The sequence below is a fragment of the Phocaeicola intestinalis genome, assembly GCF_014837065.1.
Classification (GTDB): Bacteria; Bacteroidota; Bacteroidia; order Bacteroidales; family Bacteroidaceae; genus Phocaeicola; species Phocaeicola intestinalis.
Genome location: NZ_JACSPP010000029.1, coordinates 1 through 18,065 on the forward strand (window position 1 = coordinate 1; position 18,065 = coordinate 18,065).

Consider the following 18,065-nt stretch of genomic DNA (forward strand, 5'->3'; position numbering starts at 1 on the left):
CTCATCACAGAAGCGAAAATGCCTCAAAAACTCATCCCAAATCATCGCACGATAAATTCAAAACAGCTTCTAAATCTTACTTGCCCGTAATATCTCACGTTTGCCTTCTGGAGGACCGGGCAAGCGTTCTACGGTAAAGCCTGCAGCTTGTAGGGTACGACGCACGATACCTTTAGCACAATAGGTAGTGAGGATACCTCCAGGATTCAAATGGGTAAAAAGACGGGTAAAGAGTTCCGGACTCCACATCTCAGGTTGTTTTTCGGGAGCGAAGGCATCGAAATAGATTATGTCGTACAAATCGGGGAAAGTATAGGTAGTAAAGTCGGTTTGTACCTTGTGTAAAGTGAAAAAAGGGGTAAGCGGAACGTCTTTTTCCCATGGTGCAGTATGAAGTGTACGGAAAGCTGTGGCATGTTCGGGAGAAATCTGTTCGGGATAAGCAAGACAGTTTGCCAGTTCGGGTGTTATAGGGTAGCGTTCAAGGGTGGTATAATATACGGTACGTCCGGATTTTCCGGCTGCAAGCAAGGTAAGGAAGGCATTCAGTCCTGTGCCGAAGCCTATTTCCAATATGTGGGGAGAGGGAGAAGGATGGTGTTCCAGTCCCATTCGGATAAAGATGTGTTCCGATTCGGTGAGTGCTCCTTTTACAGAATGGTAGTGTTCATTCAATTCGGGGACGAAGAGTGTGTTGCTTCCATCAGCGGTTTGTTCGAGTTCTATCATCTTTATTTGTGGTTTAGTCAATATATTTCAAGTTTAAGCCAGATTTTTTCACTTCTTACATTAAATCAATTACCCCTAGCGTTGCAGCTACCAAGATAGTATAACGTGCCAGTTTTCCAAGGGTCATCGAGAGTGTTACTATCCATACGTTGGCGCGCATCCAACCCAGCACAATGAGGATGGCGTCACCTATCACAGGCAAGAAAGAAAACAATGCCATCCACGAACCTCGCCCACGAATAAAACGTTCGGCACGGTCCATCTGTTTTTTATCTACCTTCAGGTATTTCTCTATCCATTCCATTTTGCCCAGATGCCCTATCCAGTAGCAAGTAATGCCTCCTAATGCATTGCCACTGGTTGTAGCAATTGTAGACCATACAGGATCCAACCCTAATCCTACACATGCCAACAGAACAGCTTCAGATGAGAATGGCAAGACAGTTCCGGCAAGAAAGGCGGAAATAAACATCCCGATGTATCCCCAGTCTGTCAGAAGTTGAAAAAATGCATCCATAGATTAAATAAACAAAGTGAAACCCATAAGATAAGGGTAGTATTGAACAGGATATGCGAAACCCGGTTGAACGTCAGGGCAAAATAATGTGCACTTATCAAAGAGGCAGGAATCAACATCAATGGTAACAATGCCTGGAAATATTGTGGCTGTAACACACACAAAAGGTTAAGCCAAAGCATCATCCATACAAAGATACGCAACAGAATACGTGTCTGTACTTTGTCTTTGAAGGCAGACCGCAGGTAGAATGTGCCGTAAATACCGGAGAATATCAGAACAATGCTCCATGACACATAATGAGTGAGCGTCAGTGTATGATAGTTGATGGGCTGGAATTGGAACAGACGCATCAGGTAAGGATAAACCGCTTCTAAGTCGTCTGTCCATACGTAGTATCCGAACAGTAGCCAGTAGGGTAGTGTAAAGCCGATAATGCCGGCAAAGAAACTACGGATATTGAGTGAACGCAGGCTGATAGTGTGTATATATAATAAAGGTGTAAGCCAGGCCAATGCAGGAAGTATAAAACTGCTTAGCCCCAGACAGAAGAATGCTTGAAACAGGGCTCCAGAAGCATAAGGAGACTCGTAGCTCCGAAAAAGGAACAAGAGCATCAGTATAAACAAAACTGGCAAAATACATGTCAGCGAAGTTTCGTGTAAGAACGGCATAGCTGCATAAAGCAACAGGAACAGAACTGCGGGAAGTGTAGTGCGGGTACGTATTAAAACGAACTTGGTTTCTGTTTCAATCAGCAGGTAAGAGGTAAGTCCATATGCCAGCAACGAACTTATGCTTGGCCAATCATGAACCGAAGAAAGTGTCCAAACGATCAGCGTAAGAATAGCAGCTACAGGAAGGGTCAATCTTCCTGTAGCTACTTGGTATTGGAATCTGTTTCTTGATGAAAACATAATTAACAGTTCATTGATTTATGACACACAGATAATATAACGAGTATCATTTATAAATCAAATCCGATGTCGGAACGGAAATATTTCTTCTCGAAATGAATCTTTCCGGCATTGGTGAACGATTGTCTTAAGGCTTCTTCTTTATTGGTTCCATACGAGCTGACGGCAATGACACGTCCGCCGTTTGTTACCACTTGCCCGTCTTTTATTGCCGTTCCGGCATGGAACACGATGCTTCCGCCTGCTTTGGCTTCTTCAATGCCGCTGATGGGGAATCCTTTCTGATAGGCTTCGGGATAACCGCCGGATACCAGCATGACACATACGGCTGAGCGCGAATCGATTTCCAAGGTCTTTTCATGGAGGTTTCCGTTTGCCACGCCTTCGAAGAGGTCTACCAGGTCGCTCTTGATGCGAAGCATGACGCTTTCCGTCTCGGGGTCGCCCATACGTACGTTGTATTCGATGACCATCGGGTCTCCTTTTACGTTGATAAGTCCGAAAAAGATGAATCCTTTGTAGTCCAATCCTTCAGCAGCCAGCCCTTCTACCGTGGGACGGATAATGCGGTCTTCTACCTTTTGCATCCATGCTTTGTCGGCAAACGGAACGGGAGATACCGAACCCATACCGCCAGTATTCAGTCCTTTGTCGCCTTCGCCGATGCGTTTGTAGTCTTTGGCTTCGGGCAGAATCTTATAATGTTTTCCATCGGTCAGTACAAATACCGAACATTCGATGCCGCTCAGGAATTCTTCGATGACAACGGTTGCCGAAGCGTTTCCGAACATTCCTCCCAGCATTTCTTTCAATTCTTTCTTAGCTTCTTCCAAAGTGGGAAGGATAAGCACGCCTTTGCCGGCACACAAGCCGTCGGCTTTCAGCACGTAAGGTGCCTGCAGGGTTTCGAGGAATGCCAGTCCTTCTTCCAGGTTGGCAGAAGTTATGCTTTTATAGCCTGCCGTAGGGATGCCGTGACGTTGCATGAACCCTTTAGCGAATTCCTTGCTTCCCTCCAAGGTTGCTCCGGCTTTCGACGGACCGATAACCGGAATATTTTTCAAGGCTTCATCGTTGCGGAAGAAGTCGTAGATGCCTTTTACCAGCGGGTCTTCAGGACCCACTACCAGCATGTCGATGCTGTTTTCAAGGACAAAACGTTTGATGGCTTCGAAGTCATCGGCTTTGATGGCTACGTTTTCGCCTACCTCTTGCGTTCCGGCATTGCCCGGAGCGATGTACAGCTTTTCTACTTTCGGACTTTGTGCGATTTTCCATGCCAATGCATGTTCGCGTCCGCCTGAACCTAATAACAGTAGTTTCATATCCGTTCGATTTAAGTTGATGTCTTTTATTATATTTATTCACCACAGAGGACACAGAAGCACACTGCGTTTTTATTATTTCCTCTGTGGTGAAATCGGGTCATATCGGGTTATTTTAAATAATCAAGGAAATAACGCGTGATGTGTTCATGCAGGTGAACGCGGTCACGTCCCATCATGTTATGCCCGTCTTCGGGATAGATGAAGAGGTCGGGATGCGTTCCGGCATCGATGCATGCACGCAGGAAGGTAATCGTATGTTGGGGAACGCACGTGGGGTCCATTCCGCCGATGATGATTTCCAACCTTCCTTTCAGATTGCCGGCTTTGGCTTTCAAATCCCGGCTTTTATATCCTTCGGGATTGGTTTGCGGCGTGTCCATATAGCGTTCGCCGTACATCACTTCGTAATATTTCCAGTCGATGACCGGACCTCCAGCCACGCCTACCTTGAAGAGGTCAGGGTAAGTCAGCATCAGGTTGGTGGTCATATAGCCGCCGAAACTCCAGCCGTGTACGCCTATCTTTCCGGCATCCACATACGGAAGTGATTGCAGGAACTTGACTCCTTCCACTTGGTCTTTGGCTTCTTCTGCGCCTAATTGGCGGAAGGTGCAGTTTTCGAACTGAATGCCCCGGTTATCACTTCCCCGGTTGTCTACCGTAAGCATTACATAGCCTTGTTGTGCCATATAAAGGTCCCATCCGCGTGCATCATAGAAGCGTGTGTTGTGAATCATCTGTGCGTGCGGACCGCCATATACGTAGATAATGGCAGGGTATTTCTTGTTCGGGTCGAAGCCCACCGGCTTAATCAGGCGATAATACAGGTCGGTCTTTCCGTCGGCGGCTTTGATGGTGCCGATGCTGATTTCGGGCAAGTTGTATTGTTCTTTCATCGGGTCGGTGGCAGTAAGCAATGTAACGCCTTTTTTCCCGTCGGTAGGCAGGATGCTGATTTCACGTGGAACATCGTTCGAAGTGAAATTGTCTATCAGGAATGTTCCGTTTTCCGAGAGTTGCGCGCGGTGCATTCCGTCCCGTTTGCCTATCAAGGTACGTTTCCCGGCCTTTACATCGAGGCTGAAGACATTGGTCTGGAGCGGAGAGATTTCCGTGCTTCCGATGATGACGGTCTTCATCTTCTTGTTAAAACCTAAGATTTCCTGCACCAGCCAGTCTCCTTGGGTGAGCGGGGCGGTCTGCAGGTATTCGCAATACGTGTCGTCCGCATCCTTTCCGATTTTCCATTCGCCTGCCTGAGGCTTTTGGGTATCCATTAGATAAAGGTGGTGATACCCGTCGCGTTGGCTCCAGTAGATGAACTTGGTTTCGTCCCAGGGCAAGAAAGCCAAGGGGTGTTGCGGCTCTACGTAACGGGCATGCTTCTCTTCGTAAAGCACGCCTTTCTTCTCGCCGGTTTCGGCATTGTATTGCACCAGTTGTGCGTGGTTCTGGTCGCGGTTCAGTTCGATGACATAGATGTCTTTCTCGTCGGGCGACCAGCTGATGTTGGTAAAGTAACGGTCGGTTGGGTCACCTGCCTGCAGGTAAATGGTTTTTCCCGTCTTTACATGATAGATGCAGACGGTCACCTTGTGGCTGGTCATGCCTGCCATCGGATATTTGTCGGGCACGAGGGTTGCGATGCGGGTGGTGGTGTTCACCTGCGGATAATCGGTCACCATGCTTTGGTCCATCCGGTAGAAGGCCAGATACGTGCCTTTCGGGCTCCAGAACGTACCTTTCATGATGCCGAACTCGTTGCGGTGAACCGCTTGGCCGTAAACGATGTCGTTATCTATTTCCTTTCCACCCGTTGGGTGCGGGCTTACCGCGGTGGAAAAATCCCCGTGGTTGGCAATATATAAATGGTCGCCTGCCGTATAAGCAAGATAGCCGTTCTCTTTGCAGAAATCAAAGTTGGTGGCGTTTGCTTCTTGGATGCGGAACATGTTGGTTAACTTCTTCTGGATAAAGTCATAGAAGAAGACATAGCTTTCACTTTTTTCTTCATCTCCCACATAGTCCGAAAACATCAGGAGGTTCCGGTTTTCCCAAGGCAGGGAAGCGCCTTGCAGGGTGTGAAGCGGCTTGATGGGAGCTAAAAGTTTGTACGGCTTTTCTCCGTTTTGCAAGGCTTCGTTCACTTCTTTCAATGTCACCAGTATAGTTTCTTCTCCGGTACGGTTATCTATTTGCCTGATATCGTCCACATCTGCACGCACACATACATCTCCCCACCATTGCAACCCTGGTAAGTTTTGAGGAGTCAGGTTAAAATAATTGCTTCCACCGGGAATCACATCATCCAGTGTGAACGCTTTTTTTTCTTGGGCGCACAAAGTAACGGTCATGCAAAGTGTTATAATAAATGATAGAAATTTTTTCATATAGGTTGTGATTTTAGTTTTTGAGTTCTTTAGTTTGTAAGTTTTTCAGGCTCTTGAGTTCTTGAAACTTTAAACCAAAGAACTTACAAACTCAAAAACTTACAAACTTACAAACTTACAAACTTACAAACTTAATTTTCTTCTTCCGGTTTCCGGCGGCGATGCATATAGCGCAGGTTTGCCGGGATTCTGGCCAGTTTATCACTTTCTTCATTGCGTGAGAAACGTTTCGGTTCTTCGCGATTGAAAGCTTGTTTGCGTTCCCGTGTAAACTCTTTGCCGTCTTCAGCCCTGCGAGGACGGAACGAACGACGGTCATCTTCTTCCCTGCGACGGTCTTCACGCGGACGAAATCCCGGTTTATCCCATTCCCGACGGGCGCTGTCACGGAAACGTTCTTTACCTTCGCGCCGTCCGTATTCCACTTTTTCACCGTGATGACGCGCACGTACTATCTTTTCTTCACCCTTTGGCTTGAATTCTTTGTCAGGATTCTCACTACGGAATTCACGATATTTACCGTCAAATAGTTGGTATTTGCGGAACTGACATTCCAAAGCACCGTTGAAGAGCGGAATTTTTACTGATGCTTTCAGTCCGATCTGGTCGAAACATTCGTCCCGATAACTCAATATCCACGCATCATTACCTGTAAATGCGTGTTTCAACCGTTCGCCTATCATCTGATACAATCCTAACAAGTCATCTGAAGAGATACGTTCGCCATAAGGCGGATTCATAATGATAAGACTCTTTTCTTTGGGTTGCTCAAATTGTTGGAACGCCTGTACCTTCAATACGATGTCTTTGGTCAATCCGGCTGCCTTTACATTATGAGTTGCTATTTCATTGGCTTTCGGATTGTTGTCGTAACCGTAAATTTTGTGGGTAAATTCACGTTCCTGTGAATCATCGTTGTAGATGGAGTCCAGCAGTTCCTTATCAAAGTCTTTCCATTTCTCAAAAGCAAATTCTTTACGAAACACGCCTGGAGCTATATTTCTGGCTATCAGTGCCGCTTCAATGGGGATGGTGCCCGAACCGCACATCGGGTCTATCAGGTCGCATTCTCCCCGCCAGCCTGTCATTAGAATCATTCCGGCCGCAAGCACCTCGTTCAAGGGTGCCTCTACTTGTTCCTGCCGATAACCGCGGCGATGAAGCGATTCGCCCGAACTATCAAGTGAAAGTGTGCATTGATCTTCAGCAATGTGAATATTCAGTGCCAAGTCAGGGTTATTGATCCGTACCGATGGACGACTTCCGGTTTTTTCGCGGAAATAATCAACAATGGCATCTTTTACTTTATAGGCTACAAATTTGGAGTGACGGAAAACCTCCGAAAATACCACTGCATCTACCGAAAAGCTGGTCGTATTATCCATATAATTCTCCCAAGCTATGGCTTTTACGGCATTGTACACCTCGTCGGCATTTGTCGCCTGAAAATGTTTGATGGGTTTCAGCACGCGGATAGCAGTGCGCAAGTTGAAATTGGCGCGGTACATCATTGTTTTGTCTCCGGTAAACGATACCATACGCCGTCCGATCTGGATGTTTCCTGCTCCCAGTTCGGTGAGTTCTTGTGCCAATATTTCTTCCAATCCCTGGAAGGTTTTGGCGATCAGCTCGAATTCTTGGTTCATCTTATAGTAAATTACGTAATTTCAAATAATTGTGCAAAATTAGGAATTTTCATTCAGTCAATCAAACGTTTGCGTGTGTTTCTTGCGCACCTTGCTGTTATTTGTGCGGCTAGAAGGGGGAGTACTATAAAATAAAATCCCTAAGTTGTAACAACTTAGGGATTCATAAGCGAATATTTTTTATTTTTATTGCGGTGCGTACGGGACTTTAACTTACACAATCAAGAAATCTCATAAAACTGCAATATACTGATAATAATCAAATTATTATAAATCGGCTATATTACTAAATATCATTAAATACCTTTTGCTATTTCAATTATTGGGTGTATATTTGGGTGTTGAATTTCAAACGCACCCAATTATGAATATCAAACGAAACATCATCTTTTCATTGGAAAGCCGGAAGAAGAACGGAGTGCCAATCGTGGAGAATGTCCCTATCCGTATGCGTGTGGTTTTCGCCAGCCACCGCATTGAGTTCACAACGGGCTACCGCATTGATGTCGCCAAATGGGATGCCGACAAGCAGCGGGTAAAGAACGGATGCACCAACAAGCTGAAGCAAAGCGCATCGGAAATCAATGCGGACTTGCTGAAATACTACACCGAAATACAGAATATCTTCAAGGAGTTCGAGGTGCAGGGATTCATGCCCACTACCGAACAGGTAAAGGATGCGTTCAACAGATTGCACGATGGGAAAAAGGAAGAGGAGGAAGCCCCGGTGGTGTTTCTTCCGTTGGAGGTATTTGATGAGTTCATTAAGGAGTGCGGCACGCAAAACGGTTGGTCTGATGCCACCTATGAGAAATTTGCCGCAGTAAGGAAACATCTTGAAAAGTTTGACAAGGGACTGACTTTTGAATCGTTGGACGAACCCAAGCTAACAAAGTATGTGAATTTCCTGAAAGACACCGAAGATATGCGGAACACGTCCATCATGAAACAGGTTGCTTATCTGAAATGGTTCCTGCGCTGGTGTACCAAGAAAGGGTATTGCATGAACAATGCCTATGAAGATTTCAACCCCAAATTACGAAGCACACCGAAAAAGGTGATATTCCTCACTTGGGAAGAACTGAACAAACTCAAAAATTATCAGATACCCGACACAAAGCAATACCTTGAACGGGTGAGGGATGTCTTTCTGTTCTGTTGCTTTACCGGACTCCGGTATTCGGATGTGCATAATCTGAAGAAAAGCGACATCAGGGACGGATATATAGAAATTACTACCGTAAAGACCGCCGAAAGGCTCATCATCGAACTTAACAACCACAGCAAGGCAATACTCGACAAATACAAGGGTGTGGAATTTGAGGGGCACAAGGCTCTCCCTGTCATAAGCAACCAAAAGATGAATGACTATTTGAAGGAACTGGGCGAACTTGCCGAAATCAACGAACCTGTAAGTGAAACCTACTACAAAGGAAGCAGCCGTATAGACACCATTACACCCAAATACGCATTGCTGGGTACCCATGCCGGGAGAAGGACTTTCATCTGTAACGCTCTGGCTCTCGGTATTCCGGCACAGGTAGTGATGAAATGGACGGGACATAGCGACTACAAGGCTATGAAACCCTACATCGACATTGCCGATGATGTGAAAGCCAGTGCGATGAACAAATTCAACCAACTATAAAAACAATCAGCAAGTTTCACGGGATGCCTGTTATTGGGCTTATCTTTGTAACTTTCAATACATATAACAATGAGCAACAACGATAACAATATAGAGAAAAGGAGTTTCGAGGCTTTTGTCAATGCCATTGGGTCAGAAATAGAGCAGGCGCAAGTCCGGCTCATTAGTGCCGCCAATGCGCAGATGCTGTTCCATTACTGGAAGATGGGCAACTACATATTGTACCACCAGAACCGACAAGGCTGGGGCGGCAAGGTCATCAAGAAACTGGCGCAGGCGATACGGTTCAATTATCCCGAAAAGAAAGGATATTCGGTCAGGAACTTGGCTTATATGTGCCAGTTCGCACGTTCATATCCATTGACCGTATTACGGAGTTTCATCGAAACCGATGCGAAATTGATTACTCCAAGTGTGCGGAAAATCACGGATGAAATCCAAAGCCTGAACAATGTGCCATTTACGCAAGAACCTCTTGCGCAAATACAATCCTCAGACAACAAGGAAGTTGCAATTGTGCAAGAACCTCTTGCGCAAATTCAGGATGTAACCCAGACAGTAGCCGTCGTTTACCGGATGCCGATTGAGGACATGGAAAAACTGTTCCTAGCATCACCTGTTGCAAGAATCAATTGGGCAAGCCATGTGATTCTGCTGAACAGTTCCCTTCCGTTAGGTGTCGATTACTGGTATATGAAGCAATCCGTGGAAATGGGCTGGAGCAGCAATGTTCTTAAAATGCAGATTGAAAGCAAATTGTTTGAACGGCAAATCAACAGCCGCAAAATCAATAATTTTACCGCCACGCTTCCCGCACCGCAAAGCGACCTTGCCAATTACCTGTTGAAAGACCCGTATATCTTTGACTTGGCGGGAGCCAAAGAACGTGCGGACGAAAGGGACATAGAAGAACAGTTGGTGAAGCATGTCACCCGTTATCTTTTGGAAATGGGCAACGGATTCGCCTTTGTCGCAAGGCAGAAACATTTCCAGATTGGCGACAGCGATTTCTATGCCGACCTAATCCTGTATAACATAAAACTCCATGCCTATGTGGTCGTGGAACTGAAAGCGACCCCGTTCAAGCCGGAATATGCAGGACAGTTGAACTTCTACATCAATGTAGTGGATGACAAGCTGAGGGGAGAGAACGACAACAAGACCATCGGGCTGCTGTTGTGCAAGGGTAAGGATGAGATTGTCGCACAATATGCGCTGACCGGCTATGACCAACCTATCGGCATCAGCGATTATCAGCTTAGCAAGGCTGTGCCGGAAAACCTGAAATCGGCACTGCCGAGTATAGAACAGGTGGAAGAAGAACTGACGATGCTTCTTGACAATGAAAGGAACAGACAAAAGTAGGACACCTATGGCAGACAATATACAGACGATGATTCCCCGATACGGGGAACTCAACAGAATATATAGGGACTATATAGACAATAGAGTTTTCTCTTTTGACAGGCAAAAATTCATTTCCGATTTCTGTCAGGAATACAATGACATGAAGTCTTTTGAAGCCGCCATCCTTGAACTGGTGCTTGACAGGCAAAAAGAACAATACACCTTGATACTCAACAGCCTGAAAACCGAAATAGAAAAGAGCATACAGGCTTATGAAACACACCCCATAAGTGATAGTGCCGTAGAGCGTGCTTGCTATCAACACATGGAAAGGTATTCCCTTGAAATTGAAGCCCAACAGGATGTAACAAGGAGCCTAAGCAAGCCGCTGAATGAAGCCAACAACAGATATGATTCCATTGGCTACAGGGAACATACTGCCGAAGAGGAAAAACAGGCTGAAAAAGAATATGAACGCTGCAAGGCTGAATATGACAAGGAAAGAGCCAAACTGAATGAACTCTATGACCAGCAAAAGGCAGCAAGGAAAGAGGCATTCCAATATATGAAGAACCGTTGTGAGGACATGTACCGTCAAAGTTGCCTTTTTCTGGATATATTGAAGAAATACATTCCTGACGGGAAACGACAGGACGAGCCGAGCAAGCCAATCAGTCAGCAGGAAACGGCGGATGAACAACAAGAGTATTTCAGCATGAAATTGCTTTCGCTCATTCATGAGGTATGTGTTGGAGAACAGTTCGATGAAATTTCCGCACCGGATTTTTATGCCAATATGAACTTGCACCCCTGCAACTGCAAGTTGAGAATTAAACCGAGAGAGAAGATACGTGTATGTTATCTGATATTCCTCATGAGCGAAAAACTCTCCAAACAGGACAAGGACAAATGGAAAGCCGGGATACTGAAACTGCTGGATATTGATGACAGCTACTACAAGTCCAAGTACAAGGAGCCAGTTTCTGATTTCCCCAGTGACAGCAACCAGAAATTCGCCAAAGAAATGGAGCATATATTCAGATAATCGGTGACATATCCTGATATTTTACGAAAGTTCCACTTTTACCACTCAAATTAATTTTTGAGTGGTATTTTTATTTTCTGATATTCAATAAGATACAGCGATGCTCGGATTATACCGTCCCCATCCTTACCACCCATAACCCTACCTAATTTTGCACCGTTCGAGAACAGAAATAACAGCCAGTGCGCAGGGCTGATTGTTGAATCAAAAAAGTAGAACTATGCAAAATCTACAAGAATTATTATCCAAACCCGTCTGGCAGATGACGGGTGAAGAGTTCATAATGTTAAGCAGACACGCTTCCGTTCAGACGGAAGCGCAGCCACAGCCCGTAACGGACACAAACAGAAAGTATGTGTACGGAATACCCGGCATAGCCAGACTGTTCGGATGCAGCCTGCCCACCGCCAACCGCATAAAGAAAAGCGGAAAAATAGACAAGGCTATCACCCAGATAGGGCGCAAGATTATCGTGGATGCGGAACTTGCCCTTGAACTGGCAGGGAAGAAAACAGGCGGACGCAAGTAACGGGAGGAATTGCTATGGACTATATGAAAGACATCCGGGAAATATCGGACGAACAGGCGGTAATCCTCTGGCAAGCCTCACGGTTGAGCCTGTCGGGAAAATACGAGAAAGCGCCAGAAATCCTCAGCGTGAAAGGTTCTGTAATCGGCACGTTGGGAAATTTCAGTGCATCCATCGGCAAAGCCAAAAGCAAGAAGACATTCAATGTGTCGGCTATCGTGGCTGCGGCTTTGAAGAACGGCACGGTGCTCAGGTATGCGGCTGAACTTCCCGAAGCCAAGCGGAAAGTGCTGTATGTCGATACGGAGCAAAGCCCCCACCACTGCCTGAATGTGATGGAACGCATCATGCGCATGGCAGGGCTGCCCGATGACAGGGACAACGAGAACCTTGAGTTCCTTGCCCTGCGGAAATATACGCCGGAGCAACGCATAAGGATTGTCGAACAGGCAATCTACCATACACCGAACCTCGGTATGGTGGTGATAGACGGTATCCGTGACATGGTGTATGACATCAACAGCCCCAGCGAATCGACACGCATCATATCGAAACTGATGCAGTGGACGGACGACAGGCAGATACATATCCACACGATACTCCACCAGAACAAGGGGGATGAGAACGCAAGGGGACATATCGGCACGGAACTGAACAACAAGGCTGAAACCGTACTGCTCGTTGAAAAGGACAAAAGTAACGGGGACATCAGCAAGGTTTCCGCCATGCACATCCGTGCGATGGACTTCGAGCCGTTTGCCTTCCGCATCAATGAAAGGGCATTGCCTGAACTGATGGAGGATTACCAGACAGAAGCCAAAGCGCCCGGCAGACCCCAAGGCGAAAGGTTTGATGCCTGCAAGGACATTTCCGAGCAACAACACCGGATAGCACTGGAAGCAGCATTTTCGTTGCAGGACGAATACGGATATAAGGAACTGAGCAAAGCATTGAAAGAGTCGTATGCCTTGGTGGGTGTTCCGTTAAGCGACAACAAGCTGGTTAAACTCATCACAGTGTTGAAGAACAAGCGGATGATAGTGCAGGAAAATGGCAGGAAGTACAGATACGAACCGGATTTCCACTATTGACACGCTTCCTGCAATCACTTCACTTTATTCTCCGGGTCTATATATTAGGATAAAGCGAAGTGGTTGCAGGAGCGCATCAAACCGCTTCACTTTAAGCCGTATCCTATATATACGACAATAAAGTGAAGTGGTTATACAGCCAGTAACCTATAAACAGATACTGGCGAAAAGAAAAACAAACAATAACCGATAAAGACAATCATTTATGGACATACAGACAGCAAAACAAATCAGGCTGGAAGAATACCTTCACAGCTTGGGATATAGCCCGGTGAAGCGGCAGGGCATCAATCTTTGGTACAAATCACCGTTCAGGGAAGAAACCGAAGCCTCGTTCAAGGTGAACACCGAGCGGAACCAATGGTATGATTTTGCGCTCGGCAAGGGCGGCAACATCATTGCGCTGGCTTCGCACCTCTATGCAACGGACAGCGTGCCGTACCTTTTGAAACGCATAGAGGAACAAGCACCGCACGTGCACCCCGTTTCTTTCTCTTTTCGCAAGCAGTCATTTACAGAGCCGAGTTTCCAACAGTTGGAAATCGTGCCGCTTTCTTCTCCTGCCTTGCTCGCTTACTTGCAGGAAAGGGGGATAAATCCGGCACTGGCGAAAAAAGAATGTAAGGACGCGCGGTTTACGCACAACGGCAAACGGTACTTCGCCATTGCGTTTCCCAACATGTCGGGCGGCTATGAAATCCGAAACCGATATTTCAAGGGCTGCATTGCACCGAAAGAAATATCCCATATCAGGCAATCGGGAGAGCCAAGAAACGCGTGTTTCGTTTTCGAGGGATTTATGGACTACCTCTCATTTCTGACCCTGCGGCTCGAAAGCTGTCCGCAATACCCTGATTTCGACAGGCAGGACTACATGGTTCTGAACTCTGTTGCCAATGTTTCCAAAGCACTTTATCCGTTGGGAAGCTATGAGCGAATCCACTGTTTTTTTGACAATGACCGTGCAGGAATGGAAGTCCTTCAGCAAATCCGCAAGGAATATGAAAGCACACGGCATATACGGGACGCTTCACAAATCTACTGCGGATGCAAAGACCTGAACGAGTATTTGCAGAAGCGCATGGCGGATAGAAAGGAACAAATACAGTCCGTCAGAAAGAAGAATGATACGCTATCCAAGAAACCGAAAGGCTTCCGGTTATAGCCCACTATAACTACACGCTCCGCTTGCGTAGTTGTGGGCTCTCCCGAGGGGCTTAGGACGCTGCCCTAAGAACCCGGCAAGGGCTTTCAGCCCTATGCAACCCGACCAAAGAGTGACCCTCTCTTTGGAAACTCCGCTCATGGGTTGCACCCCTAAGAACCTCTTGCGGATATGAGTGGAAAGCAACAAACAGATTTAGTAAACAACCCAATCAGAATTAAAAAATGGCAACAAAATCAAGCATACATATCAAGCCTTGCAACGTGGCATCAAGCGAGGCTCATAACCGGAGAACTGCCGAGTATATGCGCAACATCGGAAAATCCAAAGTATATGTGGTATCCGAACTCTCTGCAAATAACGAGCAGTGGATAAACCCGGACTTCGGTAGTCCCGAATTGCAGGCGCACTATGAGGACATCAAACGGATGGTCAAGGAAAAGACAGGTCGTGCCATGCAGGAAAAAGAACGTGAGCGCAAAGGCAAGAACGGCAAGATTATCAAAGTGGCAGGATGTTCACCCATACGTGAGGGAGTGTTGCTCATCAGACCTGACACCACACTGGCAGATGTGCATAAGTTTGGCGAGGAGTGCCAAAGACGCTGGGGCATCACACCGCTCCAAATCTTCCTGCACAAGGACGAAGGGCATTGGCTGAACGGACAGCCTGACCCGGAGGACAGGGAGAGTTTCAAGGTAGGCGAAAGGTGGTTCAAGCCGAATTACCATGCGCATATCGTATTCGACTGGATGAACCACGATACAGGCAAGAGCCGCAAGCTCAATGACGATGACATGATGCAGATGCAGACCTTGGCATCCGACATCCTTCTGATGGAGCGTGGTAAGTCAAAAGCCGTAACAGGCAAAGAACATCTGGAACGGAACGATTTCATCATTGAGAAGCAGAAAGCCGAACTGCAACGCATAGAAGCCGTAAAGCGGCATAAGGAGCAACAGGTGAATCTTGCCGAACAGGAACTCAGACAGGTGAAATCGGAGATACGCACGGACAAGCTCAAAAGTGCAGCCACCGATGCCGCTACGGTTATAGCAAGCGGAGTGGGTTCTCTCTTCGGCAGCGGGAAAATGAAGAAACTGGAACAATCCAATGAAGAATTGCGTCAGGAAATTGCCAAACGGGACAAGGGCATTGATGACTTGAAAGCCCAAATGCAACTCATGCAAGAGCAGCATGGCAAGCAGATACGCAATCTTCAAGGAATACATAATCGGGAACTTGAAGCCAGAGACAAGGAAATATCACGGCTGAATATCCTGCTTGAAAAGGCTTTCAAGTGGTTTCCGATGCTCAGGGAGATGCTGAGAATGGAAAAGTTGTGCGCTGCCATCGGCTTCACCAAAGAAATGATAGAGAGCCTTCTGACAAAGAAAGAAGCTATCAGATGCAACGGCAGGATTTATTCCGAAGAACACAGGCGGAAGTTTGACATCAGGAATGATATTTTCAAAGTAGAAAAGAATCCGACAGATGACAGCAAACTGGTACTGACCATAAACAGACAACCGATTGGCGAATGGTTCAAAGAACAGTTTGATAAATTACGGCATAGTTTACGTAAATCAGCAGAAGAGCCAAGAAAAAGTAGAGGATTTAGGATGTAATTCGATGGTACTTGATTGGATTTCAATAAAATTCTGTATTTTTGCAAACGGATTGAGGCAACTCTTTCCAAGACATAAGAGAAAAAGAAGAAGCGTTATGCTTATCTTGTACTTGAAAACGTAGGAAATTTTCAAATTAGATGCAAGGATAGCATAGTGGTTCTCACGCTATAGCGTGGGCTGCTATTGTTACATCTGCATCTATGGTTTCCTACGACCTTCAAGTTAAGACGTAGCATAGTTGGCTCACGTTTTCTGCTATTATTAACTTAACATCTTGACAGGGTCAATCAAGAACATAACAGTCAGAATATGAATAAACTTATCACTTCATTTCTGTTCATCACAGTTTTTCTGTTATCAGCTTGCAGTGATGATGAGCCCCAAGATTCAGTCAAAGAGATTAGAATGCTGGTTTCAGCAGAAACAGGCGTAATGTATGCATGGGGCGACGACAAAAAGGAGAATCCCATAGAGTGCATGCTCGTCAAGACGGAAGGTGATTCCGAAGAATGGCAACCTCTCGGATTCAACAGCATTGAGGGCTTTACTTACATAAAAGGACACGAATACTATCTATCGGTAAAGCGGACAATTCTCGCCAATCCACCTGCGGATGGTTCCGACCGTACGTATTCGCTTATCCGTATTCTCCAAGACAGACTTGTGACAGAACCGGAAATTCCGGTCGATGAGGAGATAACATCCGAAGAAGATATTGAATATCAAGATTTGTGTCCTTTTGAGAAATATGCCATCAGCAAAGGGTATATTGTTGATGAGAATGGTAAAATAGTCTATGACGATGGGTATGATTCAATGCTGCCATCCTACAGTTCAGCGCGTATATGGCTGGAAGATGTCCTTGACAAAGAAGACCCGAATTGGGTGAAATTTGAGTCCGTGCCTTACATGGCTATTTATTCGTTTGTTCTGTCTCCGTTTACAGATGAAATTCGTTTGGTACGCAACGAATCACACGGTCCGATGTTCAAAGATGTTGTACCCGAAGATGAGTTTACCCACATTACACAATCCATGCAGTCCGGCGAAGAAGTTCGTTACGCACTCATCCTTGCCAATGTTTATAAAAAGGGACTTCAAAAGGTGGAATTTACCATAAAAAAACAATAACACATAGTCATGATGAATAAACTTATCGCTCCCTTTTTTATTATCATCAGTCTATTTATCTCTGCATGTAACGATGACAATAATGAAAATGAACCAATGTCCCCGTTCAGCCTTGAAAAGACCTATTATGAAGTAAGATTGTGGCGCGGCATCACTGAGATTCCCATTACCAATGGAAGCGGCGACATCAGCCTGTCCGTAGCGGACGAAACGATAGTAGAAGCCAACAAGGTTCAGAATGAAGGAGGAAGTACCTATGTTGCCTTGCAAGGCAAACAGAAAGGAACTACTACGCTTACTCTGACGGACAATGTGACAGGCGACAAGGAAACAGTCGAAGTGAAAGTCACAGACTGCTACATTGCATACGGCATTGCTGAAAGCAATCATCCCACGCTGACTTCAAACCTTATGCTCTATCTGGTTAACAATAAAGCGCGGGATTGCTATTTTTTTACAATGGACAATATGCAGCACCAATTGAATAATACACCACTTGCCGAAGGCACTTATGAGTTCTTTGTCAAGCAGAATGGAGAGGAAACAGTTTCTTATTTGCGTCTGAGTTATTCAGCCGATTCATCCGGAAACTTTGCACAAAATGCTCCAATGGAAATCCACGACTTCGCCCTATCGTTTAGTGATTCTCAAGCAGTACTGGAAATTATCAAAAGCTATTTGGATGTGGATTGGGTGGAACTTATCAGCAATGCCACGACAAAAAGCGTTCCCCCAAGAGACTACACCATGATACTGACCGTTCCCGAAACAGACTATGAAATAATAGGAGCATTTGCAACAGCATCCATTCCTGAATACATCCTGAATTGATAATGATATATTAAGCAGATAAGCCTGCATATCATATAAAGCAAATGAAGAAAACTTGGTTGTTCTTTTCGTTTGCTTTATTTTTATCCTCTACCACAAAGATGATAAATTAAATAATAC

General features: G+C 45.8%; 15 protein-coding genes. 9 read left to right on the forward strand and 6 right to left on the reverse strand.

Features of this window, described 5'->3' with window-relative positions; all coding sequences use genetic code 11:
• Nucleotides 1-69 precede the first annotated feature (69 nt).
• The 6 genes from mnmD to H9625_RS10065 all read right to left on the reverse strand — a co-directional run bounded on the left by mnmD (nucleotide 70) and on the right by H9625_RS10065 (nucleotide 7,527).
• Nucleotides 70-726 carry a tRNA (5-methylaminomethyl-2-thiouridine)(34)-methyltransferase MnmD gene (gene mnmD / locus H9625_RS10040; protein WP_191764221.1) on the reverse strand — a complete coding sequence of 219 codons (657 nt, stop codon included), beginning with the start codon at nucleotides 724-726 and terminating at the stop codon, nucleotides 70-72.
• A 58-nt stretch (nucleotides 727-784) separates the two neighbouring features.
• A complete protein-coding gene (locus H9625_RS10045; RefSeq protein WP_087213074.1) occupies nucleotides 785-1,246 on the reverse strand; it encodes a YqaA family protein in 462 nt (153 codons plus the stop codon).
• Nucleotides 1,222-2,163 (reverse strand): hypothetical protein, encoded by a 942-nt coding sequence (locus H9625_RS10050; protein ID WP_087407139.1) that lies wholly within the window; start codon nucleotides 2,161-2,163, stop codon nucleotides 1,222-1,224. Before H9625_RS10050 ends, H9625_RS10045 begins: the two co-directional genes overlap by 25 nt.
• A gap of 50 nt (nucleotides 2,164-2,213) precedes the next feature.
• A complete protein-coding gene (purD, locus tag H9625_RS10055; protein ID WP_191764189.1) occupies nucleotides 2,214-3,488 on the reverse strand; it encodes a phosphoribosylamine--glycine ligase in 1,275 nt (424 codons plus the stop codon).
• Between the two features lie 110 nt (nucleotides 3,489-3,598).
• Nucleotides 3,599-5,881 carry a S9 family peptidase gene (locus H9625_RS10060; RefSeq protein WP_191764192.1) on the reverse strand — a complete coding sequence of 761 codons (2,283 nt, stop codon included), beginning with the start codon at nucleotides 5,879-5,881 and terminating at the stop codon, nucleotides 3,599-3,601.
• Nucleotides 5,882-6,012: 131 nt separating this feature from the next.
• Nucleotides 6,013-7,527 carry a THUMP domain-containing class I SAM-dependent RNA methyltransferase gene (locus H9625_RS10065; RefSeq protein ID WP_022038717.1) on the reverse strand — a complete coding sequence of 505 codons (1,515 nt, stop codon included), beginning with the start codon at nucleotides 7,525-7,527 and terminating at the stop codon, nucleotides 6,013-6,015.
• Between the two features lie 364 nt (nucleotides 7,528-7,891).
• On the opposite strand from H9625_RS10065, the gene H9625_RS10070 reads away from it, so the two are divergent.
• From H9625_RS10070 to H9625_RS10110, 9 genes are all read left to right on the forward strand, one after another.
• On the forward strand, nucleotides 7,892-9,175 hold the full coding sequence (locus tag H9625_RS10070) for a site-specific integrase (protein WP_071150061.1): 1,284 nt from the start codon (nucleotides 7,892-7,894) through the stop codon (nucleotides 9,173-9,175).
• Nucleotides 9,176-9,244: 69 nt separating this feature from the next.
• The gene (locus tag H9625_RS10075) at nucleotides 9,245-10,540 is read left to right on the forward strand and encodes a PDDEXK nuclease domain-containing protein (protein WP_071150060.1); all 1,296 of its coding nucleotides are present in this window, start codon (nucleotides 9,245-9,247) and stop codon (nucleotides 10,538-10,540) included.
• Nucleotides 10,541-10,547: 7 nt separating this feature from the next.
• Nucleotides 10,548-11,567 (forward strand): hypothetical protein, encoded by a 1,020-nt coding sequence (locus H9625_RS10080; RefSeq protein WP_071150775.1) that lies wholly within the window; start codon nucleotides 10,548-10,550, stop codon nucleotides 11,565-11,567.
• Between the two features lie 220 nt (nucleotides 11,568-11,787).
• Nucleotides 11,788-12,096 (forward strand): DUF3853 family protein, encoded by a 309-nt coding sequence (locus tag H9625_RS10085; protein ID WP_025066904.1) that lies wholly within the window; start codon nucleotides 11,788-11,790, stop codon nucleotides 12,094-12,096.
• 14 nt (nucleotides 12,097-12,110) lie between these two features.
• The gene (locus H9625_RS10090; protein ID WP_071150059.1) at nucleotides 12,111-13,187 is read left to right on the forward strand and encodes an AAA family ATPase; all 1,077 of its coding nucleotides are present in this window, start codon (nucleotides 12,111-12,113) and stop codon (nucleotides 13,185-13,187) included.
• A gap of 205 nt (nucleotides 13,188-13,392) precedes the next feature.
• Entirely contained in the window at nucleotides 13,393-14,352 is a 960-nt protein-coding gene (locus H9625_RS10095) for a toprim domain-containing protein (protein WP_191764194.1), read from the forward strand.
• 224 nt (nucleotides 14,353-14,576) lie between these two features.
• Entirely contained in the window at nucleotides 14,577-15,980 is a 1,404-nt protein-coding gene (locus H9625_RS10100; protein ID WP_071150057.1) for a coiled-coil domain-containing protein, read from the forward strand.
• A gap of 312 nt (nucleotides 15,981-16,292) precedes the next feature.
• A complete protein-coding gene (locus H9625_RS10105) occupies nucleotides 16,293-17,114 on the forward strand; it encodes a DUF4377 domain-containing protein (protein ID WP_071150056.1) in 822 nt (273 codons plus the stop codon).
• A 9-nt stretch (nucleotides 17,115-17,123) separates the two neighbouring features.
• On the forward strand, nucleotides 17,124-17,945 hold the full coding sequence (locus H9625_RS10110; protein WP_071150055.1) for a hypothetical protein: 822 nt from the start codon (nucleotides 17,124-17,126) through the stop codon (nucleotides 17,943-17,945).
• The last annotated feature ends 120 nt before the right edge of the window (nucleotides 17,946-18,065 follow it).

What these genes read in the sequence shown, in the direction of transcription:
- H9625_RS10045 (WP_087213074.1), bottom strand. Translation starts at nt 1,246, where the DNA reads ATGGATGCATTTTTTCAACTTCTGACAGACTGGGGATACATCGGGATG.
- H9625_RS10050 (WP_087407139.1), bottom strand. Translation starts at nt 2,163, where the DNA reads ATGTTTTCATCAAGAAACAGATTCCAATACCAAGTAGCTACAGGAAGA.
- purD (WP_191764189.1), bottom strand. Translation starts at nt 3,488, where the DNA reads ATGAAACTACTGTTATTAGGTTCAGGCGGACGCGAACATGCATTGGCA.
- H9625_RS10060 (WP_191764192.1), bottom strand. Translation starts at nt 5,881, where the DNA reads ATGAAAAAATTTCTATCATTTATTATAACACTTTGCATGACCGTTACT.
- H9625_RS10065 (WP_022038717.1), bottom strand. Translation starts at nt 7,527, where the DNA reads ATGAACCAAGAATTCGAGCTGATCGCCAAAACCTTCCAGGGATTGGAA.
- H9625_RS10070 (WP_071150061.1), top strand. Translation starts at nt 7,892, where the DNA reads ATGAATATCAAACGAAACATCATCTTTTCATTGGAAAGCCGGAAGAAG.
- H9625_RS10075 (WP_071150060.1), top strand. Translation starts at nt 9,245, where the DNA reads ATGAGCAACAACGATAACAATATAGAGAAAAGGAGTTTCGAGGCTTTT.
- H9625_RS10080 (WP_071150775.1), top strand. Translation starts at nt 10,548, where the DNA reads ATGGCAGACAATATACAGACGATGATTCCCCGATACGGGGAACTCAAC.
- H9625_RS10085 (WP_025066904.1), top strand. Translation starts at nt 11,788, where the DNA reads ATGCAAAATCTACAAGAATTATTATCCAAACCCGTCTGGCAGATGACG.
- H9625_RS10090 (WP_071150059.1), top strand. Translation starts at nt 12,111, where the DNA reads ATGGACTATATGAAAGACATCCGGGAAATATCGGACGAACAGGCGGTA.
- H9625_RS10095 (WP_191764194.1), top strand. Translation starts at nt 13,393, where the DNA reads ATGGACATACAGACAGCAAAACAAATCAGGCTGGAAGAATACCTTCAC.
- H9625_RS10100 (WP_071150057.1), top strand. Translation starts at nt 14,577, where the DNA reads ATGGCAACAAAATCAAGCATACATATCAAGCCTTGCAACGTGGCATCA.
- H9625_RS10105 (WP_071150056.1), top strand. Translation starts at nt 16,293, where the DNA reads ATGAATAAACTTATCACTTCATTTCTGTTCATCACAGTTTTTCTGTTA.
- H9625_RS10110 (WP_071150055.1), top strand. Translation starts at nt 17,124, where the DNA reads ATGATGAATAAACTTATCGCTCCCTTTTTTATTATCATCAGTCTATTT.